Annotated in this window: 20 protein-coding genes, 2 tRNA genes and 1 pseudogene; 14 read left to right on the forward strand and 9 right to left on the reverse strand. The window is 36.8% G+C overall.

The window, feature by feature from the left end; translation table 11 throughout:
- Positions 1 to 45: 45 nt before the first annotated feature.
- On the reverse strand, positions 46 to 3,144 hold the full coding sequence (locus MZO21_RS08765) for a multidrug efflux RND transporter permease subunit (protein ID WP_154773318.1): 3,099 nt from the start codon (positions 3,142 to 3,144) through the stop codon (positions 46 to 48).
- 326 nt (positions 3,145 to 3,470) lie between these two features.
- Here MZO21_RS08765 and MZO21_RS08770 point away from each other — a divergent pair, with 326 nt between their 5' ends.
- Both MZO21_RS08770 and MZO21_RS08775 read left to right on the forward strand, forming a co-directional pair.
- A complete protein-coding gene (locus MZO21_RS08770) occupies positions 3,471 to 3,845 on the forward strand; it encodes a diacylglycerol kinase (RefSeq protein ID WP_154773319.1) in 375 nt (124 codons plus the stop codon).
- 129 nt (positions 3,846 to 3,974) lie between these two features.
- Positions 3,975 to 5,117: a glycerophosphodiester phosphodiesterase gene (locus tag MZO21_RS08775; RefSeq protein ID WP_154773320.1), complete on the forward strand. Its 1,143-nt coding sequence runs from the start codon at positions 3,975 to 3,977 to the stop codon at positions 5,115 to 5,117.
- A gap of 74 nt (positions 5,118 to 5,191) precedes the next feature.
- Here MZO21_RS08775 and groL read toward each other — a convergent pair whose 3' ends face one another.
- Positions 5,192 to 6,826 (reverse strand): chaperonin GroEL, encoded by a 1,635-nt coding sequence (gene groL, locus MZO21_RS08780; protein WP_154773321.1) that lies wholly within the window; start codon positions 6,824 to 6,826, stop codon positions 5,192 to 5,194.
- A gap of 67 nt (positions 6,827 to 6,893) precedes the next feature.
- On the reverse strand, positions 6,894 to 7,184 hold the full coding sequence (locus tag MZO21_RS08785) for a co-chaperone GroES (protein WP_154773322.1): 291 nt from the start codon (positions 7,182 to 7,184) through the stop codon (positions 6,894 to 6,896).
- 894 nt (positions 7,185 to 8,078) lie between these two features.
- On the opposite strand from MZO21_RS08785, the gene MZO21_RS08790 reads away from it, so the two are divergent.
- The 4 genes from MZO21_RS08790 to MZO21_RS08805 all read left to right on the forward strand — a co-directional run bounded on the left by MZO21_RS08790 (position 8,079) and on the right by MZO21_RS08805 (position 12,758).
- Entirely contained in the window at positions 8,079 to 9,911 is a 1,833-nt protein-coding gene (locus MZO21_RS08790; protein ID WP_154773323.1) for a phosphoenolpyruvate carboxykinase (GTP), read from the forward strand.
- Between the two features lie 95 nt (positions 9,912 to 10,006).
- Complete coding sequence (locus MZO21_RS08795; protein ID WP_154773324.1) at positions 10,007 to 10,435, forward strand: hypothetical protein; 429 nt, start codon at positions 10,007 to 10,009, stop codon at positions 10,433 to 10,435.
- A gap of 420 nt (positions 10,436 to 10,855) precedes the next feature.
- Positions 10,856 to 12,178 (forward strand): MFS transporter, encoded by a 1,323-nt coding sequence (locus MZO21_RS08800; RefSeq protein ID WP_154773325.1) that lies wholly within the window; start codon positions 10,856 to 10,858, stop codon positions 12,176 to 12,178.
- Positions 12,179 to 12,332: 154 nt separating this feature from the next.
- The gene (locus MZO21_RS08805) at positions 12,333 to 12,758 is read left to right on the forward strand and encodes a hypothetical protein (RefSeq protein ID WP_248103023.1); all 426 of its coding nucleotides are present in this window, start codon (positions 12,333 to 12,335) and stop codon (positions 12,756 to 12,758) included.
- 68 nt (positions 12,759 to 12,826) lie between these two features.
- Here MZO21_RS08805 and MZO21_RS08810 read toward each other — a convergent pair whose 3' ends face one another.
- Both MZO21_RS08810 and folD read right to left on the reverse strand, forming a co-directional pair.
- Positions 12,827 to 13,495, reverse strand: coding sequence for a class I SAM-dependent methyltransferase (locus MZO21_RS08810; protein ID WP_154773327.1), 669 nt, complete (start codon positions 13,493 to 13,495; stop codon positions 12,827 to 12,829).
- Between the two features lie 111 nt (positions 13,496 to 13,606).
- On the reverse strand, positions 13,607 to 14,455 hold the full coding sequence (gene folD / locus MZO21_RS08815; RefSeq protein ID WP_171501326.1) for a bifunctional methylenetetrahydrofolate dehydrogenase/methenyltetrahydrofolate cyclohydrolase FolD: 849 nt from the start codon (positions 14,453 to 14,455) through the stop codon (positions 13,607 to 13,609).
- A gap of 153 nt (positions 14,456 to 14,608) precedes the next feature.
- Between folD and MZO21_RS08820 the strand changes: the two genes are divergently transcribed.
- Together MZO21_RS08820 and MZO21_RS08825 are read left to right on the forward strand one after the other, a co-directional pair.
- A tRNA-Cys gene (locus MZO21_RS08820) sits at positions 14,609 to 14,682 on the forward strand.
- A gap of 12 nt (positions 14,683 to 14,694) precedes the next feature.
- Positions 14,695 to 14,780, forward strand: a tRNA-Leu gene (locus MZO21_RS08825).
- A gap of 150 nt (positions 14,781 to 14,930) precedes the next feature.
- Here MZO21_RS08825 and MZO21_RS15115 read toward each other — a convergent pair.
- Together MZO21_RS15115 and MZO21_RS08830 are read right to left on the reverse strand one after the other, a co-directional pair.
- Positions 14,931 to 15,053 (reverse strand): hypothetical protein, encoded by a 123-nt coding sequence (locus MZO21_RS15115; RefSeq protein WP_266095566.1) that lies wholly within the window; start codon positions 15,051 to 15,053, stop codon positions 14,931 to 14,933.
- Positions 15,054 to 15,249: 196 nt separating this feature from the next.
- The gene (locus MZO21_RS08830) at positions 15,250 to 17,922 is read right to left on the reverse strand and encodes a heavy metal translocating P-type ATPase (protein ID WP_248103020.1); all 2,673 of its coding nucleotides are present in this window, start codon (positions 17,920 to 17,922) and stop codon (positions 15,250 to 15,252) included.
- Between the two features lie 83 nt (positions 17,923 to 18,005).
- On the opposite strand from MZO21_RS08830, the gene MZO21_RS08835 reads away from it, so the two are divergent.
- The 3 genes from MZO21_RS08835 to lon all read left to right on the forward strand — a co-directional run bounded on the left by MZO21_RS08835 (position 18,006) and on the right by lon (position 21,643).
- Complete coding sequence (locus MZO21_RS08835; protein ID WP_154773330.1) at positions 18,006 to 18,383, forward strand: MerR family transcriptional regulator; 378 nt, start codon at positions 18,006 to 18,008, stop codon at positions 18,381 to 18,383.
- Between the two features lie 112 nt (positions 18,384 to 18,495).
- On the forward strand, positions 18,496 to 19,071 hold the full coding sequence (locus MZO21_RS08840; RefSeq protein ID WP_154773331.1) for a 5-formyltetrahydrofolate cyclo-ligase: 576 nt from the start codon (positions 18,496 to 18,498) through the stop codon (positions 19,069 to 19,071).
- A 145-nt stretch (positions 19,072 to 19,216) separates the two neighbouring features.
- On the forward strand, positions 19,217 to 21,643 hold the full coding sequence (gene lon, locus MZO21_RS08845; RefSeq protein WP_154773332.1) for an endopeptidase La: 2,427 nt from the start codon (positions 19,217 to 19,219) through the stop codon (positions 21,641 to 21,643).
- A gap of 105 nt (positions 21,644 to 21,748) precedes the next feature.
- Here lon and MZO21_RS08850 read toward each other — a convergent pair whose 3' ends face one another.
- Positions 21,749 to 22,174 (reverse strand): hypothetical protein, encoded by a 426-nt coding sequence (locus tag MZO21_RS08850; protein ID WP_154773333.1) that lies wholly within the window; start codon positions 22,172 to 22,174, stop codon positions 21,749 to 21,751.
- A gap of 125 nt (positions 22,175 to 22,299) precedes the next feature.
- Positions 22,300 to 23,001 (reverse strand): IS1 family transposase, encoded by a 702-nt coding sequence (locus MZO21_RS08855; RefSeq protein WP_152874006.1) that lies wholly within the window; start codon positions 22,999 to 23,001, stop codon positions 22,300 to 22,302.
- 58 nt (positions 23,002 to 23,059) lie between these two features.
- Between MZO21_RS08855 and MZO21_RS08860 the strand changes: the two are divergent.
- The 3 genes and pseudogenes from MZO21_RS08860 to MZO21_RS08870 all read left to right on the forward strand — a co-directional run.
- A pseudogene (locus MZO21_RS08860) lies at positions 23,060 to 23,702 on the forward strand (IS5 family transposase); the annotation flags it as partial.
- 274 nt (positions 23,703 to 23,976) lie between these two features.
- A complete protein-coding gene (gene rlmH, locus MZO21_RS08865) occupies positions 23,977 to 24,459 on the forward strand; it encodes a 23S rRNA (pseudouridine(1915)-N(3))-methyltransferase RlmH (protein WP_154773276.1) in 483 nt (160 codons plus the stop codon).
- Positions 24,460 to 24,564: 105 nt separating this feature from the next.
- Positions 24,565 to 25,341, forward strand: coding sequence for a DODA-type extradiol aromatic ring-opening family dioxygenase (locus MZO21_RS08870; RefSeq protein WP_248101809.1), 777 nt, complete (start codon positions 24,565 to 24,567; stop codon positions 25,339 to 25,341).
- Positions 25,342 to 25,464: the final 123 nt, after the last annotated feature.

Below are 25,464 nucleotides of genomic sequence, written 5' to 3' on the forward strand. Positions count from 1 at the left end.
TAGATGCCTATAACTAGACATCTAAATTTGAGTTAAGCTTTAACTTTAGTGTTGTTCTTGCTTTTTCATAAAAATACTTCGTATTAATACATACATAAATGGAATAAATATAAGTACAAGTACTGTACCAAATATAACGCCACCTAAAACACTTACCCCAATTTCCTGACGACTTGCAGCACCTGCGCCAAATGCAAAAACCAATGGCAAAATGCCTGCGCCAAATGCTAAAGATGTCATAAGAATTGGACGTAAACGTAAACCTGCGGCACTCAATGCAGCATCAACAGCTGATTTACCTTGTTGTTGTGCCATTGAAGCAAACTCGACAATCAAAATGGCATTTTTACAGGACAAACCAATGGTGGTTAATAATGCAATTTGGAAATAAATATCGTTTGGAAAGCCTGCAAAATAACTAAATAAAATATTACCGCCAATACCTAATGGAATGGCTGTCATTACGGCAGCAGGAATAGACCAGCTTTCATATAAAGCAGCTAAACATAAGAAGATAAAACCAATAGAAACTAAATAAAGTAATAAGGCTTGATTGCTCGATTTTTTCTCTTCATAAGACATACCACTCCAAGCCAAATCTACACCAGACTGTTTATCTACCAGTTTTTGTAAATCTTGCATGGCTTGACCTGAACTAACACTAGCAGCTTTGTCTGCTTCTAGCTCAAGTGCAGAGTAACCATTAAAACGGTTCACAATTTCAGGGCCACCCGACCAACTTACTTCTGAGAAGCTTGTAAATGACACCATTTCATTTTGGTTATTTCGTACCGACCAAAATTGTAAATCATCAGGTTTAGATCTAAATAATGAATCACTTTGCATCATGACTTTTTTAATACGTCCACGATCAATAAAGTCATTAATATACTTCCCACCCAAAGCTGCAGATAAAGTACTGTTAATATCTGCTGGAGATAATCCTGCTGCCATTGCTGCTTTTTGATTAATTTGAACAATAAGTTTTGCTCGATCTGGCACCGCTTTTTGCTCTAAATTTTCAAATGTTGTATAGGCTTTTGCCTCTTCTTTCATTTGCTTAAACTTTTCATGTAAAGCTGTACGCCCTTCACCTTCAATATCTCGAAGCCAAAGATTCACACCATTAGTATCACCCAAACCGTTTACAACTGGCGGCATCATCACCATAACTGTGGCATTTTTATTGTCTTTAAAATATTTCATTGCACGATCTTTTACCGCATTTGCGCTATTTACTTGACCGCTTCGCTCATCCCAATGTTTTAATTTTACAAAACCTTGCGCTAAGTTCTGCCCCGTTCCACCACGGCTTCTACCATAACGTAGCATCACTAAATCTACATTGGCTGTTTCATGTTCTAAAAAGTAGCGACGTACATTTTCACCCATTTCAATGGTTTTCGACATTGGCGCATTATCTTGTAGTGCCACTTGTAACATAAGTGCACCCTGATCTTCATTGGGTAAGAAACTCGTAGGCAATACACGATAAAATAATGCAAAAGCAAGGACTAAAGCAAAAGCGACAACAAGCGTAATTAAACGATTTTCTAAGGTTTTAAATGACAGAGAAATGTACTTTGTTTTAAGCTTTTCAAGAAAATTATTGAAGCGATTTGCCCACTTATACGGTTGATGATTCGGCTTCAAAATAAGTGCGCATAATGCAGGTGTAAGCACCAATGCAACAGCTAAAGAAATTGCCATTGCTGTTACAAGCGTAATAGAAAACTGACGATAAATAACGCCTGTTGAGCCACCAAAAAATGCCATTGGAATAAAGACAGCAGTTAAAACCAGTGTAATACCCACTAAAGCACCACTAATTTCTTGCATAGATTCTATTGATGCTTGTTTCGCACTTAAACCTTTTTCATGCATTAAGCGCTCAACGTTTTCTACTACCACAATTGCATCATCTACAAGTAAGCCAATGGCTAAAACTAATGCAAATAAAGTAAGTGTATTTACGCTCATTCCCGCGGCAAATAAAACCGCCATTGTTCCTAATACAACAACAGGAACAGTTATGGTTGGAATAAGCGTTGCGCGCCAATTTTGCAAAAATAGGAAAATAACAACAATAACCAATAAAATAGCTTCAAAGAGTGTTTTTACAACTTCTTTAATCGATTCTTGAACAAAAGGCGTGTTATCTCTTGGATAAACCAACTTATAACCATCAGGTAATTTCTTAGAAATATTGGCAACCGCTTCATCAATCAGTTTTGATGTTTCAATCGCATTTGCACCTGAAGCTAATGAAACCGCCATCCCTGCGGATGGAAAACCATTAATGGTATTATATGACTGATAATTTTCTGCGCCAATTTCAACACGTGCAACATCTTTTAAATAAACATAACTGCCATCTTGCGTGGCTTTAATAATAATATTGTTAAATTCTTCTACTGTTTTTAAACGTGTACCTGAAGTGACTTTTGCATTTAAATATTGCTCTTGCGCTACAGGTAATTCACCTACACCGCCTGCTGCAACTTGTGTATTTTGTGCTTCAACAGCCTTTTGAATATCACTTGGAATAAGTTTGTAATCTTTTAATTTATTTGGATTTAACCAAATGCGCATGGCAAATTGGGAGCCGAATACATCAACTTCGCCAACGCCTTCCACACGCGCAATTTCAGACTCTAAATGTGTTTGTAAATAATCAGATAATGCAATGTTGCTGCTTTTTTTAGATTCATCATACAAGCCAATAACCATATGTGTATCGCCCAAAGACTTTACAACATTTACGCCTTGTCGTTGAACATCTTCAGGTAAACGGCTTAAAGCACTATTAATGGCATTTTGAACTTGAACTTGCGCTGTGTCTGGGTCTGTTCCATTTTCAAAGCTAATTTGAATACGACTTCTGCCTGTCGAATCACTATTAGAACTGAAATATAAAAGATGATCTAAACCTTTAATTTGCTCCTCTAAAATTTGAGTAACACTTTCTTCTACAGTTTCAGCATCTGCGCCTGAATAACTTGTATTTATTGAAATTTTTGGCGGTGCAATATCTGGATATCTTTCTACGGGTAAATTTAAAATTGAAAAAATACCCAAAGCCATGACAAAAATAGCCAAGACACCAGCAAAAATTGGACGCTCAATAAAATACTTAGACATCATTGTCTTTTTACACTTCCGATTTGGAGCTAATTTCACCACGAATAGGTGACATTAACGTTAAAATTTGGGTTGCGATATTCTACGCATGACACATAAAACACAAGAATAGATTACAGAAAAAAATCTTAATTTTTGAATTGTGTAGAAACTATGTAGAGCTTTTGTTCCTTGCCTCTTATTTTTACAAATATCTATAAACTCTTATATTTTTTCATGTTAAAGCTAAAAAATATTTATTAGAAATAAACGCCATTTTATATAAAGTAATTAATAATTTATTAAGGCTTGTGTATTATTGTGCCTGAAAGTATTGGATTTTTTAAATTATGAATCAAAATTCTCCTTTTAAAGGAAAAACTGGTGTGAAGCGAGTTTTTAACGCAGCACAATATTCTGTAGATGGTTTTAAATCTGCTTTCAAAAAAGAAGCTGCTTTTAGACAAATTATTTTAATTAATATTATTTTAGTACCAACCACATTTTTTTTAAATGTTAGTGCTGCCGAACAAGCAATTATGATAACTGTCTGTTTACTTTCAATTATTGTAGAGCTATTTAATTCTGCAATTGAAGCTGTTGTAGACCGAATTTCTTTAGATAAACATGAACTTTCTAAAGATGCAAAAGATATGGGAAGCGCTGCACAATTTGTTTCTTTAGCCATTATTTTTGTAAGTTGGGCAATTATTTTATTCAAGTAATTATCTATAAATATTAAAGGGCAAAATTCTGCCCTTTTCTTTTGCGTATGTTTTTGTAAGTTGTCATGTAGATGTCAATTGTGACAATAATACTTCTGCGCATCGTAATATTAAAGATGCCTACGAATCATGCAAAAAACATTAATCACACTTTTAAGCCTTGCGTCACTCACCGCTTGTAGCCAACTTCCAAAATCGGAACAAAAAGCACAACCTTTGGTTCAATCACAACAAGAATATCAAGAACCCAAACTAATTATTATCGGACATCGTGGAGCGAGTGCATTACGCCCTGAACATACTTTGGCGTCTTATCAAAAAGCCATAGATGATGGTGCAGATTTTATTGAACCAGACTTAGTTCCAACCAAAGATGGTTATTTGGTTGCTCGCCATGAAAATGACATTACAACCACCACCAATGTGAGTGAACTTTCACAGTTTAAAGATCGTAAAACAACGAAGATAATTGATGGAGAAAGTCATACAGGTTGGTTTACTGAAGACTTTAATTTAAGCGAACTTAAACAATTAAAAGCACGCGAACGAATTCCTGATGTACGTCCAGATAATGCTAAATTTAACGATAAATTCGAAATTCCAACTCTAGAAGAAATTATTGCTTTAGCGCAAAAGCATTATGAAAAAACAGGAAAATTAGTCGGTTTATATATTGAAACAAAGCACCCAACTTACTTTCAAAATATTAATCTCCCATTAGAAGATCGCTTGCTTAAAATCTTATCTGCACATGAATTTACACGTGATATCGCACCAATTTATTTACAATCTTTTGAAGTAAGCAATCTAAAGTATATACATGATCAGTTACAACAAAAACCAGTATTAAAGCATGCTCAACTTATTCAACTTTATAGTGATGTTGACGAATCTCCTGCCGACTTTATTGCTCAAGGCATTCACAAAACCTATGGCGATTTAGCAACAAAAGAAGGTTTAAAAAATGTGGCGACTTATGCCCAAGGTATTGGCCCAAGTAAAAACTATATTGTAAATAATGCAGGTGAAGTTACGCATTTTATTCAAGATGTTCATGCACAGGGTTTAAAAATTCATCCTTATAGTTTACGACCTGAAAATAAGTTTCTAATTGATACATTAGATTGCAATAAAAATGCGAATGAACGATGTATTCAAGGTGCTATGGCTGAATATCAAATATTCTTTAATGCAGGTGTAGATGGTGTATTTACCGATGATCCTGGTTTAGCTCGTAAAGCTGCAACTCAATATTTAAAACAACCTCGCTAATAAAATTGTTTTCTAGTTATAAAAAATCCCTGCATATAGCAGGGATTTTTTTGATCTTATGATCGGTTGATGAATTACATCATGCCGCCCATACCACCCATGCCGCCCATATCAGGCATAGCAGGTTTGTCTTCTGGAATGTCTGTAATCATACATTCTGTAGTCAACATTAAGCCTGCAACAGATGCAGCATGTTCAAGTGCTGAACGCGTTACTTTAGCAGGGTCAAGAATACCCATTTCTAACATATCGCCATATTCAGAAGTTGCAGCGTTATAACCGAAGTTACCTTCACCGTTCTTCACAGCATTAATTACTACAGATGGCTCGTCACCTGAGTTAGATACGATTTGACGAAGTGGCGCTTCAATTGCACGACGTAAAATGTTAATACCAACATTTTGGTCATCATTTGCACCAGTAACGCCTTCAAGAGAAGCTGCTGCACGAACTAACGCAACACCACCACCTGCAACAACACCTTCTTCAACCGCAGCGCGAGTTGCGTGAAGAGCGTCATCTACACGGTCTTTCTTCTCTTTCATTTCTACTTCAGTTGCAGCACCAATTTTGATTACAGCAACACCGCCTGCCAATTTAGCAACACGTTCTTGAAGTTTTTCTTTGTCATATTCTGACGTAGATTCTTCAATTTGAGCACGAATTTGAGTTACACGCTCAGCGATTTGTTCTGCAACACCAGCACCATCAACAATCACTGTGTTTTCTTTAGAAACAGTTACTTTATGCGCAGTACCTAAGTGTTCAAGCGTAGTTTGATCTAAAGACATACCAATTTCTTCAGAAACTACAGTACCGCCAGTTAAAATAGCGATATCTTGAAGCATTGCTTTACGACGGTCACCAAAGCCAGGTGCTTTAACTGCACATACTTTAATAATGCCACGCATGTTGTTTACAACAAGAGTTGCAAGCGCTTCGCCTTCAACATCTTCAGCAATAATAAGAAGTGGTTTACCTGTTTTAGCAACAGCTTCTAAAACTGCAATCAATTCACGAATATTGCTGATTTTTTTATCAACAAGAAGAATGAATGGATTTTCAAGTTCAGCAGTTAGAGTTTCTTGTTTGTTTGCAAAGTACGGGCTGATGTAACCACGGTCAAACTGCATACCCTCTACAACATCTAGAGAGTCTTCAAAGCCAGAACCTTCTTCTACAGTAATAACGCCTTCTTTACCTACTTTTTCCATTGCTTGAGCAATAAGTTTACCAACAGTAGTGTCCGAGTTTGCAGAGATAGAACCTACTTGCTCAATTGCTTTAGAGTCAGAAGCAGGTTTTGCTGTATTTTTAATTTCAGCAACAACAGCTTTAACCGCAAGATCGATACCGCGTTTCAAATCCATTGGGTTCATACCCGCAGTAACAGACTTGATACCTTCGTTTAAAATTGCTTGAGCCAAAACTGTAGCAGTTGTTGTACCGTCACCAGCGATGTCATTTGTTTTTGAAGAAACCTCGCGAACAAGTTGAGCACCCATGTTTTCAAATTTGTCTTTTAACGCAATTTCTTTTGCAACAGTAACACCATCTTTAGTGATGTGCGGCGCACCGAAAGAACGGTCAATAACAACGTTACGACCTTTAGGGCCTAAAGTAACTTTTACTGCATCTGCAAGAACGTTCACGCCTGCAATCATTTTTGCACGAGCTGAATCACCAAATTTTACGTCTTTAGCTGACATAACTAACTCCTAATTTTTTTAAATTATTACAAAATCTGATTAAAAAATTTGACACTGGGTTAAAGGATTAACCTTCTAATACCGCTAAAATGTCAGACTCTTTCATAATAAGAAGCTCTTCACCGTCAACTTTTACTTTTGTACCAGCATAAGTACCAAACAATACATTGTCGCCTACTTTAACATCTAAAGCGCGAACGCCATTATCAGTTACTTTACCATTGCCAACTGCAATGATTTCACCTTGCGCTGGTTGCTCAGCTGCTGAAGTACTTAAAATAAGACCACCAGCAGTTTTTGTTTCCTTTTCAACACGGCGAATAACAACGTTGTCATGTAAAGGACGAATATTGCTCATAGTAAACTCCATCAGACTTAGTCTTTTTTGGTAAAAGATGATGACTTTGTTATTCCTTAGGTCACCATCAAATTAAATCATTTTCGATGACTCTGTTGTGGGGATGGAAAAAATCGCTTCAAGGGCTAATGCTAAAAAAAATAGGTTTTTTTGTATTTTTTTTATCCAAAATGATTTTTTAGCAATTTTTTAACGTTTTATTGAGTTAAATCCAAAAATAAAAGCTAATGAAGATAATTCAGAATTAGAGCCATTTGTACATTTAACTTATATATCAAACAGTATATGTAAGTGTTAAACCCTAAATAATAAAAGGTTATTCTGAAGAATAATTTACCCTCAATAATACATCAGTTAATGGATAACTTTTTTTCAACTCAAAGCATATGAATATTTCTTTAAAAAATATTTAAAATCCCTTTCATTTACGTACATTACGTAGAAATATATATAAAAAAATAGTTATGTTTTATAAGCGATTAACATAAATTTTGGATGTCTTTATAATTTATTGTGATTTTAGTAGTTTAGATATTAATCAATCCACCCTTTATGCGGATTTGGAATTACGACCATTTATTAAATCAATAACAAAATGTCAAAAAATCACCCACGTAAATAACTGATTTTAATAACTATAATTAAAATAAATACTACACATTAAAGTAGGAAATAAATTTTAATTTTATTTATTTTAAATTAAAATATTGTTTTTTATAGATAATTTTAAAAATTAACACAATACCCCTTCTAATATCGCCCTATGCTTAAGTCTTATTTTTTTTGTCATTTTATGCTTTAATAACGCCACTTTTTATACTTCATCTTTGTAATGTACCCCATTACATCGATTTATACTTGTACAGCTTGTACACATTTGAGATAGGCCTCATCATGACCCAAGTGAACGCACCAGAATTCGTTCGTCACCCTAAGCTTATTGCTTGGGTAGAAGAAATTGCAAAATTAACGAAACCAGCGAAAATTGAATGGTGTGACGGTAGCCCTGAAGAATATCAACGTTATATCGACTTGATGATCGCTAACGGCACTATGCAAGAGCTTAGCCAAGAAAAACATCCTGGTTCTTACCTTGCTAATTCAGATCCTTCTGACGTTGCTCGTGTTGAAGGTCGTACTTATATTTGTTCAGAAAACAAAGAAGATGCTGGTGCTACAAATAACTGGGAAGCGCCTGCTGAAATGCGTACTCGCTTAAACGGTTTATTTGATGGTTCTATGAAAGGTCGTACATTGTACGTTGTTCCTTTCTCTATGGGTCCTTTAGGTTCTCATATTGCTCATATCGGTATTGAATTAACTGACTCTCCTTATGTAGCAGTTAGCATGTCTAAAATGGCACGCATGGGTAAAGCTGTTTATGACGTTTTAGGTACTGATGGTGAATACGTTCCTTGCGTACACACTGTAGGTGCTCCACTTGCTGAAGGCGAGAAAGACGTTGCATGGCCTTGCAACCCTGAAAAATGGATTGTTCATTACCCAGAAACACGTGAAATCTGGTCTTACGGTTCTGGTTACGGCGGTAACGCATTGCTTGGTAAAAAATGCCTAGCTTTACGTATTGCATCTTACATGGGTCGTCAACAAGGTTGGTTAGCTGAACACATGCTAATTCTTGGCGTGACAAACCCTAAAGGCGAAAAACACTACATCGCAGCTGCATTCCCTTCTGCTTGTGGTAAAACAAACTTCGCTATGTTAATTCCACCAGCAGGTTACGAAGGTTGGAAAATTGAAACTGTAGGTGACGATATTGCTTGGATCAAACCAGGTGAAGATGGTCGCTTATACGCAATTAACCCTGAAGCTGGTTTCTTCGGTGTAGCTCCTGGTACAAATACTAAGACTAACCCGAACTGTATGGCTACTCTTCATAAAGATGTTATCTATACAAACGTTGCTGTTACTGACAACGGTGAAGTTTGGTGGGAAGGTCTTACTAAAGAAGCGCCTGCTAACCTTACAAACTGGAAAGGTCAACCACACACTGGCGAAGAAAAAGCTGCGCATCCAAATGCTCGCTTCACAGTTGCTGCTGGTCAATGCCCGTCTATTGACGCTGACTGGGAAAATCCAGCAGGTGTTCCAATCTCTGCCTTCATCTTTGGTGGTCGTCGTGCAGACACAGTGCCTCTAATTTCTGAAGCAACTGATTGGGTTGATGGCGTTTATAAAGCTGCAACTATGGGTTCTGAAACAACTGCTGCTGCTGTTGGTCAACAAGGTGTTGTTCGTCGCGATCCATTTGCGATGCTTCCATTTGCTGGTTACAACATGGCTGACTACTTCTCTCATTGGTTAGAAATGGGCGAGCAAGTTGCTGCTAAAGCTGAAGCTGCTGGTAACAAACTTCCTGGTATCTACAACGTAAACTGGTTCCGTCGTGATGCTGAAGGCAACTTCGTATGGCCTGGTTTTGGTCAAAACATGCGTGTTCTTGAGTGGATCATTGACCGTTGTGAAGGTCGTGCTTCTGCAGTTGAAACTCCAATTGGTTATGTTCCAACTTACGAACAACTAAACTGGACTGGTTCAGACTTCACTAAAGAACAGTTTGACCTTGTTACTTCTCAAGACAAAGATCAATGGATCAAAGAACTTGAAAGCCACACAGAATTGTTCGACAAATTAGGCGAACGTCTTCCGGCTGCATTAAAAGCTCGTCAAAACGAACTTTTAGAAGCTGTTAAGAAATCTGCTTAATAAAAAATTAAATAAAAAGGTCGCGTAAGCGGCCTTTTTATTAACCAAATATTCACTTTATTTTTTACTATTTTTACAAAGGGGTTAAATATCTAATGAATACACAAAAAATACTTATTGCTAGTTTCACTAGCCTTTTTATTGCAACATCTGCATATGCAGAATTAACGACAACAGTTACACCAACTCAAGCCACTACCCCAAGTACAAATACAGCGGAAATTCCAACTCCCACAACTGAATCAAATAAAATTTGTTTAATTAAAGGAACACCTGAAAGCACAAATTACAAAGTAATTAGACGTATTAAAGCGGGTAAAGGCACATACGGATCTGTTGTCGATCTTTATCCAACAATTTCAAAAATTGCACACCGCTATAAAGCAGATGCTGTTATTAATTACAACGGTAGCCAACGTTTTGGTTTCTGGCCTTGGCGCGTTGTACGCCCTGTAATTACAGGTACAGCTGTTAAATTTAACTCACCAGTAGATTGTAATAAGCTAAATGGTCAATTAATTTAAATAGAAAGGTCGCGTAAGCGACCTTTTTTATTTTTTATAAAATAATTCCGATAAATGGTGCACCAATAAATAACAGTTATAAAATTTAAAGAAGGATTTTTAATCAATTTAACTTACTGATTCATATCATCATAAAGAAACATAAATCTACATTATAATTTTTTGCACCATTTTCTCACTTATTTAATTGAAATCGCACTAAAAACCACCAACACATACCTCTCAAAACCTTATGTTTAAATATTCAGCAACTTTACACTTAAATAATTAAAAATTATTCTATTTATTTGAATAATCACATGATGATTTTTTCAATAATACTACCAATATATTTGAAGTTATTTATTTAAACTATGGCAGTGTAAACATCACTCGCCCCTTAGCACAAAAATAAAGACTCCATTTTAAACGGAGAAAAATATGAGCAATGAAGCTCAGGTTCAAGTAGAACAGCCTACAATCGATCGTAAAACACGTGTTAAATCTATCATTGGTGGTTCAGCAGGCAACTTAGTTGAATGGTATGACTGGTATGTTTATGCCGCATTTACTTTATATTTTGCACCCAAATTTTTCCCTGAAGGCGATAGCACAGTAAAACTTCTCCAAGCTGCTGCAGTTTTTGCACTTGGTTTCCTTATGCGCCCAATTGGCGCTTGGATTATGGGAGTTTATGCCGATCGTCACGGCCGTAAGGCAGGTTTATCTTTATCTGTTTCATTAATGTGTGTGGGCTCTTTAATTATTGCCTGCACACCAACCTACGAAACAATAGGCATGTTGGCTCCTGCAATGCTGTTATTTGCACGTTTATTACAAGGTTTAAGCGTAGGTGGTGAATATGGCTCAAGCGCAACATACTTAAGTGAAATGGCAGGTAAAAATCATCGTGGATTTTTCTCAAGTTTCCAATATGTAACGCTTATATCAGGTCAACTTTTAGCACTTTGTACACTCCTCGTATTACAACGTACAATGTCTGAACAAGCACTTGGCGACTGGGGATGGCGTATTCCTTTCTTTATTGGCGCTATTTTAGCCATTGTTGTTTTTTGGATTCGTCGCGGTCTTGTTGAAAGTGAATCATCTAAACAAGCTCAAAAAATGGCAAAAGAAGGTGGCCCTAAATCAGGATTTATCGAGCTTTTTACCAAACATCCAAAAGCTGCATTTACCGTAATTATGCTTACAGCAGGCGGTACTTTAGCATTCAATACATTTACCACTTATTTGCAAAAATATCTTGTAAATACATCAGGTTTTGAAAAGACAACCGCTACAGAAATTACCACAGCTGCCATTTTCATTTTTATGCTTATTCAACCTGCAATTGGCGCACTTTCAGATAAAATTGGTCGTAAACCAATTATGATCGCCTTTGGTATTTTAGGTGTTGTTTTCACTATTCCTATTTTCAACCATATTGGTGCAACCAACAATGCAATGACTGCATTTATGCTCTGTATGAGTGGCATGATTATTGTTTCTGGCTACACAGCGATTAATGCGGTTGTAAAAGCCGAATTATTCCCTGCTCATATTCGTGCATTAGGTGTTGCTTTGCCTTATGCAATTGCCAATACATTATTTGGCGGTACAGCAGAATTAGTTGCTCTTAGCTTTAAAAATGCAGGCTATGAACACTACTTCTTCTACTACATTACATTCATGATTGGTCTTTCTTTAATTACCTATATATTCATGAAAGACACAAAGAAACATTCAATGATTACAGATAACTAGAACCCAGTTATTTTTGATATAAAACAAGCCCTCTGTCAGGGCTTGTTTCATTTTTTAATCATTATTCACAAGATAAATAAAATAAAAACTTTCATCGAGAAATCACTTTCCTTATGGCATACTCACTCATATAAAAATGTTTGGAACTTTGAAGATGAATAACACTTATAAACTTTTAGGATTAGGTTTTCTTGTTTTAGGTCTTGCTGCTTGTCAAAGTACACCACGCCAATTTAATGGCAATGTGGGCTATCAAATTGAATCTCAAACTGCAGATACTGCAACAATGGCTTATACACTTGCTGGTCGTCAAAACCAACAATTAGATGAAACTAAACTTCAACGTGCTTGCCAAAAAGTTTTTGGTACATCTAAGACTTATAAACTTAGCATTTTAAGCGTTAATGAAATTGTGAACCCACAACAAGATGTTGAATTTGGTCGTCAAATTGGTCAAAGCCGTACAAGTGTGGGCTTATCTAACACTCAAGGTTTATATAGCGACCAAGACTATGCAACTCGTCAAGCTTTAGAAGCTCGCCCATCTACACTGCGTGTTGTTCGTTATACTTGTTCTTAATTTTGATACATAAAAAAGGACATTTTATATGTCCTTTTTTTGACTCTTAAACTCTAAAAAAAATTGAGCTATACAGTTTTATAAAAACTCACATTCCTAAATTCTGGCGACTCATCCAAATCAGGCCAAGTTGTAGCACTTCGCTCATCTAATTTCTTATATTTCGGATGGCTAAAGTTTTTCACACGGCTATCTGCAACCCAAACTTCATCTGAAAACTTTAAAAATTCATCTAAAAAGAAACGATTACACTGATCATAAAGTACATCTGCAGCAAGTAAAATATCGACTTGTTCTGCTTTATATAAGTCTTCTAAATATTCGAGTTCTACACCATTTAATTCTGCATTTGCACGACAAGCATCCAAACTCACTTGATCTATATCACAACAAATAACACGTTTTGCACCGGCCATTTTTGCAGCAATCGCAACCACACCCGAACCTGCACCAAAATCTAATACGACTTTATCTTTCACATGATGCGGTTCTGCCAACAACCACTGTGCCATTGCTAAACCAGATGCCCAACAAAAAATCCAATACGGCGTGTCATTCCAAATTCGACGAATGACCTCATCATCCAGTTTATCCGTAGGAAAAACAGGTGGAATGAGCCAAAGAGATATTGGTGTTTCAGGAAGTTGCTGTGCTTGAAGTTCACAATGCGGAATCACATCATGTAAAGCTTGTAGGAGATGTTTAGGAGTTTGAGTAAGTTGAAAAGTGTCGCTCATTTAAATTCTTTTAATTCGTCTATTTTCAAATAATCTCCCCCAACCCCTCTTTAAAAAAGAGGGGAACCTAGAATCCCCTCCTTTTTCAAAGGAGGGTCAGGGAAGATTTAATTAACCAAGTGCTTTTTCAGCAGCTTCAACAGTTTGACGAATTAACGTTGTAATTGTCATTGGACCAACACCACCTGGAACTGGTGTATAAGCAGAAGCAACTTCTTCGATACCTACCAATTGGATGTCACCAACACCACCGCCATCACGTGGATGGAAGCCTGCATCAATAACAACCGCACCTTGCTTAATCCAATCTTTTTGAATAAGTTCTGCTTTACCGACAGCACCAACAATAATGTCTGCTTGTTTTACAAAGCTTGCTAAATCCTGAGTACGTGAATGACAAATTGTTACTGTCGCATTCGCTTCAAGTAACATTGCAGCCATTGGTTTACCCAAAATTGCAGAACGACCAACAACAACTACATGTTTACCTGCAATTTCAATGTTGTTTTCTTTAAGGATTGTCATGATGCCTGCAGGTGTAGCAGAACCATAAGCAGCTTCACCCATTGCCATACGGCCATAACCAAGGCAAGTTACACCATCTACGTCTTTTGCAAGAGAAATAGCATCAAAACATGCACGCTCATCAATTTGAGCAGGTACAGGATGTTGTAACAAAATACCGTGAACATCTGGATTTGCATTTAATTTTTCAATTTCAGCAAGCAATTGTTCAGTCGTAGTTTCTTTTGAAAGTTCAACTTTCAAAGAATCCATGCCTACGCGACGGCAAGCATTTCCTTTCATACGAACATAAGTCGCAGATGCACCATCGTCACCTACTAAAATAGTCGCCAAAATTGGGGTACGACCTGTTTTCTCTTTCAGCGCTTCTACGCGAGTTAACAAGTCAGCTTCAATTTGCTTTGCTAATGCACGGCCATCTAAAACTAATGCCACGGCACATCTCCAAGTGTTGATATGAATCAATTTTGCACATTCTACATCATTATTTTAATTATTTTTGCCAATATGATGTTTTTCTGCACATACAGCACACCTATGCTATTGTTTTTTTTTCAGAGCTTGCTAATATACGCATCAACAAGACATGGCGGGGTGGCAGAGTGGTCATGCAGCGGACTGCAACTCCGTGTACGCCGGTTCGATTCCGACCTCCGCCTCCATCTTGTTAAAATGCCCGAGTGGTGAAATCGGTAGACACAGGGGATTTAAAATCCCCCGCCCACAAAGCGTGCCAGTTCGAGTCTGGCCTCGGGCACCATTCTTCTACTACAGAAAAATGGTGCAATAAAATTTCCAGCTATATGCTGGTTTTTTTATGCCTGAAATTTATAAAAATAATAAAAATATCTAAACGCAAAAAAATAAGCCAAGTGCAAAACACTTGGCTTTCTTCATTTAACAAATGAAATTAACCATTTTGTTTGTTATGCAACGCATTGTCATACATACGTTGTTGCTCATATTGCACAGGATTATACGAACACGCAGATACCAATATCGAAAAAGCAGCAACCGCAATTACTTTAGTCATAACATTCATCCAAATTAGTTTAGGGAGATAAACCACTTCCTTAAAATATAAGGTGGTCTTAATTTGTGTGATAAATATACTAAACAACATAAAATAGTTAAAACAGATTGTTCTCATTATTATGATTTGTTTTTTAGATTAAATAACCAATAAAAAGCCCGAATAGATTTCGGGCTTTTTATTCTTGCGATACAACCTATTCAGATTTTTGCAATCTTAAAGCATTAATTACAACCGATAATGAACTTAAAGACATGGCAACCGCTGCAAACATTGGTGTTAATAGCAAACCTGTTAATGGAAAAAATACACCCGCAGCCACAGGAACACCTAATCCGTTATATACGAATGAGAAAGCAAGGTTTTGCTTCATATTTTTCACACCCAGTTTTGCCATGTGAATTGCATCTGCAACACCACGAATATCACCTTTTACCAAAGTAATTTGTGCTGTTTGTTTCGCGATGTCTGTACCATTCCCCATTGCAATACCAATATGCGCTTGAGCCAATGCAGGCGCATCATTAATACCATCACCCGCCATTACCACAATACGACCTTGCGCTTGTAATTGCTTCACAATGTCGAGTTTCTCTTGCGGCGTACAGTTTCCATAAACTTGCTGAATTCCAAGCTCATTTGCCACAATCTGCGCATTCTTTTCATGGTCACCTGTTGCCATCACCACTTCAACACCATCGGCAATAAGTTGACGAATCACCTGATAAGCATTGTGTTTTAAAGCATCATGAATAGAAATGTACGCCAACAAAGTAGAATCTGTTGCTAAGAAACTAATGACCTGCCCTTGTTCACGTAAAACATCAAGTTCGTTTTGCAAGTCTGCTGAAATTTTTAAACCTAGTTGCTCAATGAGCTTTTGGCTACCAATATAAACTGCAAAACCATCAATCTCACCCTTTACGCCAAAGCCCGCAACATCTTCATAATTTTGAACATTTACATAAGATGATGTTGGCACAATTTTAGATAATGTATGTGCAATTGGATGCGTTGAGAATTGCTCAATTGAAGCAATCCAAGTTTCTATTTGTTGCTGATCTAACTCGGGTACCAATAACTTAATTTCTTTCAGACTTGGCTTGCCTTCGGTCAATGTTCCTGTTTTATCAATCACCAAAGTTGTGACTTTACTTAAGGCTTCAATGGCTTCAGCATCTTTAAATAAAACACCTTTTTGCGCTGCACGACCTGTTGTTGCCATAACAGACATTGGTGTTGCCAAGCCTAAAGCACAAGGACAAGCAATAATTAAAACAGCTACGGCACACATTAAAGCTAAATCAAATTGTGCTTTTCCAAAAACCATCCATGCAATAAATGTAAGTACGCTAATTGCCAATACAGTCACTACAAAATATTTTGCAACAACATCGGCTAAACGTTGTAAAGGTGCTTTTGAACGCTGCGCATCTGCAACTGTTTGAATCATTTTAGCTAGCGTTGTATTTGCACCAACAGCAGCAACCTCTATACGAATACTCCCTTGCTGATTCACCGTTCCGCCAATCACCTGATCACCCAATTCCTTTTTCACAGGAACAGGCTCACCTGTCATCATCGACTCATCTACATAAGTTTTTCCATCTACAACCAAACCATCAAGTGGCACTTGCTCACCCGATGCAATTTGTAGAACATCCCCCTGCTTCACCATGGAAATATCAACTTCAATAATTTCGCCATTTTGTACCAATGTTGCAGTATTGGCCTGTAAACGAAGCAATGATTTTAAAGCATCGGCTGTTTTTGCACGTGCTTTTAACTCCATAATTTGGCCAAGTAAACTGAGCGAAACAATCATACAAGCCGCTTCAAAATACACAGCAACGCCATGACCTGTTTTTGCTTCCATTGGAATAAGTGAAGGGAAAATGGTTGCAACAATACTATATGCAAAGGCAGCAATTACACCCACACCAATTAAGCTCCACATATTCAAATTACGTGTTTTGTAAGATGAAATGCAACGTTCTAAAATTGGTTTACCTGCCCAAAGCACCACAGGAAGTGAAAGCACAAGCTCAATCCACGGCTGAATATGCTGAGGAATCATGGCATGAACATGCGAACCCATTGCCAATACAAATACCAGTAAAGTTAATGGCAAGGTTTTCCAAAAACGATGACTAAAATCGACCAATTCAGGGTTTGGACCATCGTCCAACGTGGGTTGCATTGGTTCTAAAGCCATACCACAAATAGGGCAAGTTCCTGGACCTTTTTGCACAATTTCAGGATCCATTGGGCAAGTAAAATCCATGTCCGCAGCACCTTCAGGTACAGGTCGCTCATCAAAAGGAATTAAATAAAACTCAGGATCGGCTTTAAATTTTTCTACGCAAGATGCATTACAGAAGTAATAAGTCTTATCTTGATAATCTGTTTTTAAATCGGTTGATGTATCTACAGACATACCACAAACCAAGTCTATTTCTGTATTGGCATCTGCACTTGGTTTTGAGCCACCGCAACAACTTGATTTTTTGACTTCAACAACTGGTTCTTTATGTTTTGAACCACAGCATTGAGTTGTCTTTTCCTCAACGACTTCAGTTTTTGCTTGAGTACCACAACATGATTTTTTTTCAGGAGCAACTTGTTCTTTTTTAGAGCCACAGCATGAAGATTTTACGGGTGATACATCCGTTTTAGCCAAATACTTTTCTGGGTTTTCTGCAAATTTTGTTTTACATCCATCACAGCAAAATAGATAGCGTTTCACTTCAAAATCGAAATATCGCTCAGAATCTTCTGCAACCGTCATACCGCAAATCGGATCTGTCGTTACAAGTTCTAGCTTTGCTTTAGACTGAGAACAACATGCAGATTTTTTAGCTTGTTCCATCTTAGACACTCTTACATTTTTATGTTTATACTAGGATAAAGTCTGTACCTAGGTACAGAGTCAAGTATTTTAGGAGACAATATATGTTTACCATTGGCAAACTCGCTAAAATGACCGATTCATCTGTTGAAACCATTCGTTATTATCAACGTATTGGCTTAATGCGCATTCCTGAACAGCAAGGAAATTATCGCTTTTATTCTAATCAAGATGTTGAAACCTTAAGCTTTATTCAAAAAGGTAAAGATGCAGGATTACAACTGAGTGAAATACACGAATTATTAAAATTACAAATAGATGATCGAGATCAAGTTCGAAAAGTGATTGAGCAACGTTTAGAAAAAATTGATTTACGCATTAAAGAATTAAAAGCCTTAAAAAAACGCCTGAGTTCTTGGGTAGATGAATGCAAATCTACAGATGAAAATTGCTGTCCTATTTTAAAAGAACTAAAGCAATAAATAATCTAAATCAATTTTAAAACGGCAAATGATTCATCACAAATAAACCTAGTTTATTTTAGCCTTCAAGCAGTACAATCCTATTCAAATGTTGTTCTAATTTTTCAATATCATGCAGACATTAAGACGCCAAATTCGTAAGCAACGTAGAAGCCTTTCTTCATATCAACAAGCACAAGCTGAAACTCGCGCTTTGAATCAATTACGTCGTCTTAATCAATATCAAACTGCTCAACACATTGGTATTTATTTAGATGCATTTGGTGAAATAAGAACAAAAAAAATCATTGAAATGGCATTCAAACATGGCAAACAAGTTTATTTACCTGTCGTTTGCAATATGAGTCAAAAACTCGTTTGGGTTGAAATTTCACAACATCAATATAGAAGTAAACGTTTTGCCAACCATATTTTAGGTATGCAAGAACCTCGAAAAAGTCGTGGTTTTCATGTGGCTAAATTAGACTTACTCGTTATGCCTTTATTGGCTTGTGATGAGTTTGGAACGCGTATAGGAATGGGAGGTGGATTTTATGATCGCACTTTAGCAAACTCGCCTCGCAAGCCGTATCGTTTAGGTTTAGCGCACGATTTTCAATTTCTAAATATACAACTTGAACGCCAAACATGGGATCAACCTTTAGATGCCCTACTTACACCAAGTAAATTGCATCGTTTTAAACGCTAAATCACCATTTAAACTATAGCTATCACTTAAAAATCACATATTTAGTCAATTTTTAGACATTTTATTAAGCATTACCCTTGTAATTTTTTAAATACCCATCACTATAAAAACATGGCAACACCGTTGTTACTCATTAGGAGTGCCCATGTCTGAAAATATTATGAATGAAGAAACCTTAGAACCTCAGGTTCCTAGCGTGTTACCGCTTTTAGCGTTACGTGACGTGGTCGTTTACCCTCACATGCAAATTGCCTTATTTGTGGGTCGTGAAAAATCGATCAAGGCTGTTGATGTCGCTCGTAACAATGACAACTTGGTATTTGTTGTTGCACAAAGAGATTCTCTTACAGAAGAAATTGATCACGAAAATCTATATCAATACGGTACTGTCGCGAAGATTGTCCAAGTTGTGAATCATGAAAACGATGAAAACTGCATAAAAGTATTAATTGAAGGTTTACATCGTTCTAAACTCGTGAAAATTATCGACAACGATGATCACCTCACAGCAGAACACAGCTTAAGCGATATGACTGTTTCTGTGGATGCAGCAACTCAATCTAATCGTGTTGAAGAATTACGTGCTTTATTTGCGCAATATGCAGAAGCGAAATTACGTAATGCACGCGAACTTATTGCAGCGGCAAATAAAATTGAAGACTTACTTCAGTTATTGTTCTTTGTTGCAACACGCGTACCTTTGAATATTAATGTTAAACAAAAGTTCTTAGAACACGACGAATTTGAAGCACATTTACAAGAGCTCATGACTTATTTATTGCAACAATCTGAAGAACAACAGATTGAGCAAACATTGCATGACTCTGTAAAACGCCAAATGGAAAAGAATCAACGCGAATACTTCTTAAATGAAAAAATGAAGGTCATTCAGCGTGAACTTTCCGACATTAATGGCGGTGCTGAAGATGATGTTGCAGAAATTGAACGTCGTTTAGCTGAAGCAGATTTACCTGAACATGTACGTAAAAAAGCTGAATCTGAATTCCGTAAGCTAAAAGCAATGCAACCTGCATCAAGTGAAGCAGCTGTAGTTCGCAACTATATTGAGGCAATTTTAGATACGCCTTGGAACAAGGCGAGCAAAGTCAGCATCAATTTAACAAAAGCTCAAGACATTCTAGATGCAGACCATTATGGCTTAGATGAAGTTAAAGAGCGTATTGTTGAATATCTTGCTGTTCAATCACGCGTGAAAAAACTTCGCGGACCTATCCTTTGTTTAGTTGGTCCTCCTGGTGTCGGTAAAACATCACTGGGCGAATCTGTAGCAAAAGCAACAGGTCGTGAGTTTGTTCGTATGGCACTTGGTGGCGTACGTGACGAAGCGGAAATTCGTGGTCACCGTCGTACTTATATTGGGGCGATGCCGGGTAAAATTGTGCAGTCATTGACTAAAGTAGGCGTGAAGAACCCATTGTTCTTACTCGACGAAATTGACAAGATGGCGCAAGACTACCGCGGCGACCCTGCTTCTGCCCTGCTTGAAGTCCTTGATCCATCGCAAAACTCTAAGTTTAACGATCACTATTTAGATCTTGATTTAGACTTATCTGAAGTGATGTTCATTTGTACTGCAAACAGCATGAATATTCCTGAAGCACTTCTTGACCGTATGGAAGTGATTCGTCTTCCAGGTTATACAGAAGATGAAAAAGTGAATATTGCAGACCGTTACCTTGTTCCTAAAGCAATTAAGAACAATGGTTTACGTGCCAAAGAATTGACTGTTCATGAAGAAGCGATTCGTGACATCGTACAGCGTTATACACGTGAAGCAGGTGTTCGTAGCTTAGAACGTGAAGTGTCTAAAATTGCACGTAAAGTGGTTAAAGAAGCCGTAAGCAAGAAAGCGAAAAATCTTCAAGTTGAAGTGACATCAGCTAACTTACCAGATTACTTAGGCCCTCATAAGTTCGACTTCGGTATGGCTGAAGAAGAAGCACAAGTGGGTCGTGTAAATGGTCTTGCTTGGACTTCGGTTGGTGGTGAGCTTCTGAATATTGAAGTTGCTGCTGTACCAGGTAAAGGTAAGTTCATTACCACAGGTTCACTTGGCGATGTAATGAAAGAGTCAATTACAGCAGCAATGACTGTAGTTCGTACTCGTGCAGATGAGCTTGGTATTGAAGCTTCTCGTTTTGAAGAAACTGATGTTCACGTGCATTTACCTGAAGGTGCGACGCCTAAAGATGGCCCATCTGCTGGTTTAGCGCTGACGCTAGCTTTAGTTTCTGCATTCACTAAAATTGCGATTCGCCCTGATATTGCAATGACAGGTGAAACGAGTTTAAGCGGTCGTGCTATGCGTATTGGTGGCTTAAAAGAGAAGTTACTTGCTGCGCACCGTGGCGGCATTAAACTTGTATTTATTCCGCAAGAAAACGTTCGCGATTTAATTGAAATTCCTGACAATGTAAAAGAAGGTTTGGAAATTAAAGCGGTTAAATCTATTGATGAGATTTTAGCTTTAGGTCTTGTTTCTACGCCTAAACCTTTGGTGAAAGCGCCAATTGTTAAAGCTGTAGATGAAGGTAAAGCTGCCCGTCATTAATTGCATAAGCAATAAAAAAAGCACACTTCGGTGTGCTTTTTTTATTTCTATTAAATTTGAGAATAATATATTTTCATTTTTTACGTTTCGCATAAGAGATTTATGTTAAATATCTTTATGGAATTCTTCTAATTCAATCATTTCTTCTTTATAAGAATGACTTTCAATTCTTATAGCACCTAGCCAAAGATCAAAACTATCATATGAGAAATTATCCCAAGGTGAGTTTTTAGAACTGCCAAAATCGTAAATTCTAACTTTTAAGTTATCTTTTAAGTCAAATAATGCAACAATAGGCCAAGAATCATTTATAAAACCTGATGGATCATGAATATAAGCGAAGGGTATCAAATTTGATTTTGGAAAGTTGCTTTGAATAATTCGAAAAAAATTGTCTAATTTTTTATAATCATTTTCAAAAGTTTTCCATGGTTCAATGCATTCATTAGTATCTAACCAGAGTACAAAATTCTTTGGTAAACAAGAAATTATTTCACTGAATTGTTGTATATAAATATCAAATATTTTCACTTAAAAACCCTTTTAAGAGCGTTAAAGAAGACAGTTTTTAATGGTGAATAACAATCGATGTTATTCACCAATTAAAATGTCTATGCGATAAACCATTTGGTGGTGTTTCCAAAAGTATGCTGAAATTAAATGAAGCCATTATTGATATAAAAGAAGGTTAAGTCGAAGGCTTTAAAATGGTTTTCAAGCTTTTTCGAAAAATTACAACTTTTCCTAAAACTACGTCTAATTCGATGCCTTATTTTACAATTATTTCCTTCAATACCTACAGTAAAAAACTTACCAATACTTTGCTTACAGTTTTTAAAGGCAGTCACAAAACTATCCCAGTGATCACTTGAAATTCGGGTGTAGTGAACACCTAATTGCTTTAACTTTGCCTTCAATCGTTGGACTGTCGCCAGATCTCGTTTACCCCAAACATAAGCAACAATTTCACCTGTTTCTCTATGGTATGCGTAAATAAGCCATTGTTTATTCTTTTTATTTCCTACAAAAGTCCAAAACTCATCAACCTCAATAGATTCATAATAATTTTGCTTAGGGCGAATTTTATAAGTGGATTTACTTAATGTTCGTAAAACCTTACCTATGCTGACACGCTCGGTTTCTGCAATATCTCTTATACCACCCCCTCTAACCATCAGGTGGAGTATTTTATTTGTTATACCAGAATGACAACCTCGGTAACTAAGAGCATGATCCCCAATAAACTGACGCTTGCAGTTTTTACATTGATAGTTTTGCTTACCATTTAGTTTGAAGCCATTTTTCTTTATACTGTCACTTCGACAGGTTGGACATTTGATTTCTAGTGTTATTTGCATCTCACTATTTTATCAAAAGCCAACCTGTTTTTTTTCAGCATACTTTTTGAAACACCACCTAAATTACTTACGCTGTTATAGAACTCAAATTGAGTTATCCGCCGACTATAACCTAGCTGAAAGTAATGTGAATCGTACGATTCAGAAAGTTGAAAATGCTCTGATTCAATCACGGATTTTCGCATTGCCTAAAAGGAGTCAAAAGTTTAGTGAGGAGGATTATGTAATCGTTGATGTCACTGAGTCACAGATTGAGCGTCCCAAAAAAACAAAGAAAATTCTATAGCGGTAAAAAGAAGAAACATACGCTAAAAACACAGGTCATTTTTAACCCAAAATTAAAGCAAATTGTAAGTATACAGATTGAAGATGGCAGAAAACACGATCTGACGATTGCGCGTAAGTATTTGAAGGAGATGGTCATTTATCCTTGTATCATGGCAGATTTAGCCTATAAAGGATTTCATCAGATTAAGAGTAAGTTACTCATTCCAATCAAGAAACCTAAGAATTTATCATTACCCCAAATAGCAAAACAGATCAACCAAGAAATCAGTCGGCGTAGGATCACAATTGAACATATCAACGGCAAACTTAAACATTTTCGGATATTAACAGAACGCTATAGAAATAGACGGAAACGCTTTGGTCTAAGAATGAATTTAATTGCTGGAATGGTGAATTGGATGCTCTTAAATTAACTTTCGCAAGAGATCTAATATATTAGAACAAACATAAAACCCCAATCACTACGGATTAGGGTTTTTTATTAATTACTCACATTCACGCTCAATAAAAAATCAATGTTTCACAATTTTAAATAGTTTTATTTAACGCTAAAGTATAAATCATTGTAAATTTATCCCCCACTCCAAATAGATACTTCGTAAATCCCCTATCACTCCCAAATAACAATCTCAGCTAACCCCTCTATTTCAAGGTATAATTCAATTCTGTTTTAAAAATTTGCTTCTTATGAAAATTCGTATTCTGACTATCGGTCAAAAAATGCCTGCTTGGGTACTTACAGGTTTTGAAGACTACTTCAAACGCATCCAACCCTTTGTGCAAACTCAAATAATAGAATTGCCAATGGCAAAGCGTGGCAAAAATGATTCCGAAGCAGATATTTTAAAATACCGAAATATTGAAGGTGACAGCATTCTAAATGCCATGAAGCAAAATGAAGTACTTATTGCATTAGAAGTAGGCGGACGCGAATTTAGCACCGAAAAACTAGCAGAAACCATGAAAGGTTGGATGCTAGAAGGTAATGACATTGTACTAGCAATTGGTGGGCCAGACGGTCACTCAGAAGCGGTACGTAAAGCTGCAGCTTGGCATTGGTCACTATCTAAATTAACCCTGCCTCACCCTATGGTTCGTGTCATGCTCATTGAACAGCTTTATCGCGCTATGAGTATTAACAACAATCATCCTTATCATCGAGCAGGCTAATTTCAACCCGTTCCACTTTTAGAACGAATTGTTGAATATTTTAGGTTTATCTTATTTTTGTATTTTTAGATAATACTCATAGCGTATCTATTTAGGCATATCGTCATGAATTTACAAACTTTACCAGGGCTATTCATTTCACATGGTTCACCCATGCTTGCTTTGAACCCTGAACAAGTTGGGCCAGCATTAGAAAGATTAAGCCTTAATCTTCCCAAACCTACAGCCATTATTATTATGTCTGCACATTGGGAAAGTAATGCGCTTGAAGTAAGTTCTGCTGTACGTCCTGAAACATGGCATGACTTTCGTGGTTTTCCGCCAGCGCTTTATGACATTCGCTATCCTGCTCCCGGTGAACCTGAATTAGCTGAAGAAATTTTACAGCTCTTTGCACAAGCAGGCTTCTCTGCACATGCAAATAGTACGCGCCCACGCGATCATGGCGTGTGGATGCCTTTACTTCATATGTACCCTGAAGCAGATATTCCTGTGGTTGAAATTTCACTGCCTATGAATATGTCTGCTGAAGATATTTATAAAATTGGGCAAACGCTTGCACCACTGCGTGAAAAGCAAATTTTAATGATTGGTTCGGGCAGTATTACCCATAATTTACGAGAACTTTCTTGGAATGGAGATAATCAATCTGTTCCTGAATGGGCTTCAACATTCCGTAATTATGTGGTCAATAAGTTTCATCATAATGACTTTAATGCTGTTTTAGATTGGGAAAAAATTCCTCATGTAAACCGTAATCACCCAACTATTGAACACTTTGCACCTATTTTCTTTGCTATGGGTACAGGTCATCGTTTTAGTATTGTACATAGTAGTTTTACAATGGGTTCGCTTGGAATGGATGTTTATCGCTTCGATTAATATTGCATTCAGCAATAAAAAAATAACAATCTGATATATTTGGGATACATTTTCCACTCAAAAGTTGGGAATGTATCCATTTTTATTTCATTACTTTCAGTTATTCTACTTATTACTTAAATT

Source organism: Acinetobacter portensis (genome assembly GCF_023158935.1).
Lineage (GTDB): Bacteria > Pseudomonadota > Gammaproteobacteria > Pseudomonadales > Moraxellaceae > Acinetobacter > Acinetobacter faecalis.

Bases quoted from the DNA above. Each gene is read 5' to 3' on its own strand.
- MZO21_RS08775 (WP_154773320.1), top strand. From the start codon at position 3,975: ATGCAAAAAACATTAATCACACTTTTAAGCCTTGCGTCACTCACCGCT.
- MZO21_RS08785 (WP_154773322.1), bottom strand. From the start codon at position 7,184: ATGAGCAATATTCGTCCTTTACATGACAACGTTGTTATTCGCCGTGTT.
- MZO21_RS08835 (WP_154773330.1), top strand. From the start codon at position 18,006: ATGTTTACCATTGGCAAACTCGCTAAAATGACCGATTCATCTGTTGAA.
- MZO21_RS08805 (WP_248103023.1), top strand. From the start codon at position 12,333: ATGAATAACACTTATAAACTTTTAGGATTAGGTTTTCTTGTTTTAGGT.
- lon (WP_154773332.1), top strand. From the start codon at position 19,217: ATGTCTGAAAATATTATGAATGAAGAAACCTTAGAACCTCAGGTTCCT.
- MZO21_RS08770 (WP_154773319.1), top strand. From the start codon at position 3,471: ATGAATCAAAATTCTCCTTTTAAAGGAAAAACTGGTGTGAAGCGAGTT.
- rlmH (WP_154773276.1), top strand. From the start codon at position 23,977: ATGAAAATTCGTATTCTGACTATCGGTCAAAAAATGCCTGCTTGGGTA.
- MZO21_RS08790 (WP_154773323.1), top strand. From the start codon at position 8,079: ATGACCCAAGTGAACGCACCAGAATTCGTTCGTCACCCTAAGCTTATT.
- MZO21_RS08765 (WP_154773318.1), bottom strand. From the start codon at position 3,144: ATGATGTCTAAGTATTTTATTGAGCGTCCAATTTTTGCTGGTGTCTTG.
- MZO21_RS08870 (WP_248101809.1), top strand. From the start codon at position 24,565: ATGAATTTACAAACTTTACCAGGGCTATTCATTTCACATGGTTCACCC.
- MZO21_RS08830 (WP_248103020.1), bottom strand. From the start codon at position 17,922: ATGGAACAAGCTAAAAAATCTGCATGTTGTTCTCAGTCTAAAGCAAAG.
- MZO21_RS15115 (WP_266095566.1), bottom strand. From the start codon at position 15,053: ATGACTAAAGTAATTGCGGTTGCTGCTTTTTCGATATTGGTATCTGCG.
- MZO21_RS08810 (WP_154773327.1), bottom strand. From the start codon at position 13,495: ATGAGCGACACTTTTCAACTTACTCAAACTCCTAAACATCTCCTACAA.
- groL (WP_154773321.1), bottom strand. From the start codon at position 6,826: ATGTCAGCTAAAGACGTAAAATTTGGTGATTCAGCTCGTGCAAAAATG.
- MZO21_RS08840 (WP_154773331.1), top strand. From the start codon at position 18,496: ATGCAGACATTAAGACGCCAAATTCGTAAGCAACGTAGAAGCCTTTCT.
- MZO21_RS08795 (WP_154773324.1), top strand. From the start codon at position 10,007: ATGAATACACAAAAAATACTTATTGCTAGTTTCACTAGCCTTTTTATT.
- MZO21_RS08855 (WP_152874006.1), bottom strand. From the start codon at position 23,001: ATGCAAATAACACTAGAAATCAAATGTCCAACCTGTCGAAGTGACAGT.
- MZO21_RS08800 (WP_154773325.1), top strand. From the start codon at position 10,856: ATGAGCAATGAAGCTCAGGTTCAAGTAGAACAGCCTACAATCGATCGT.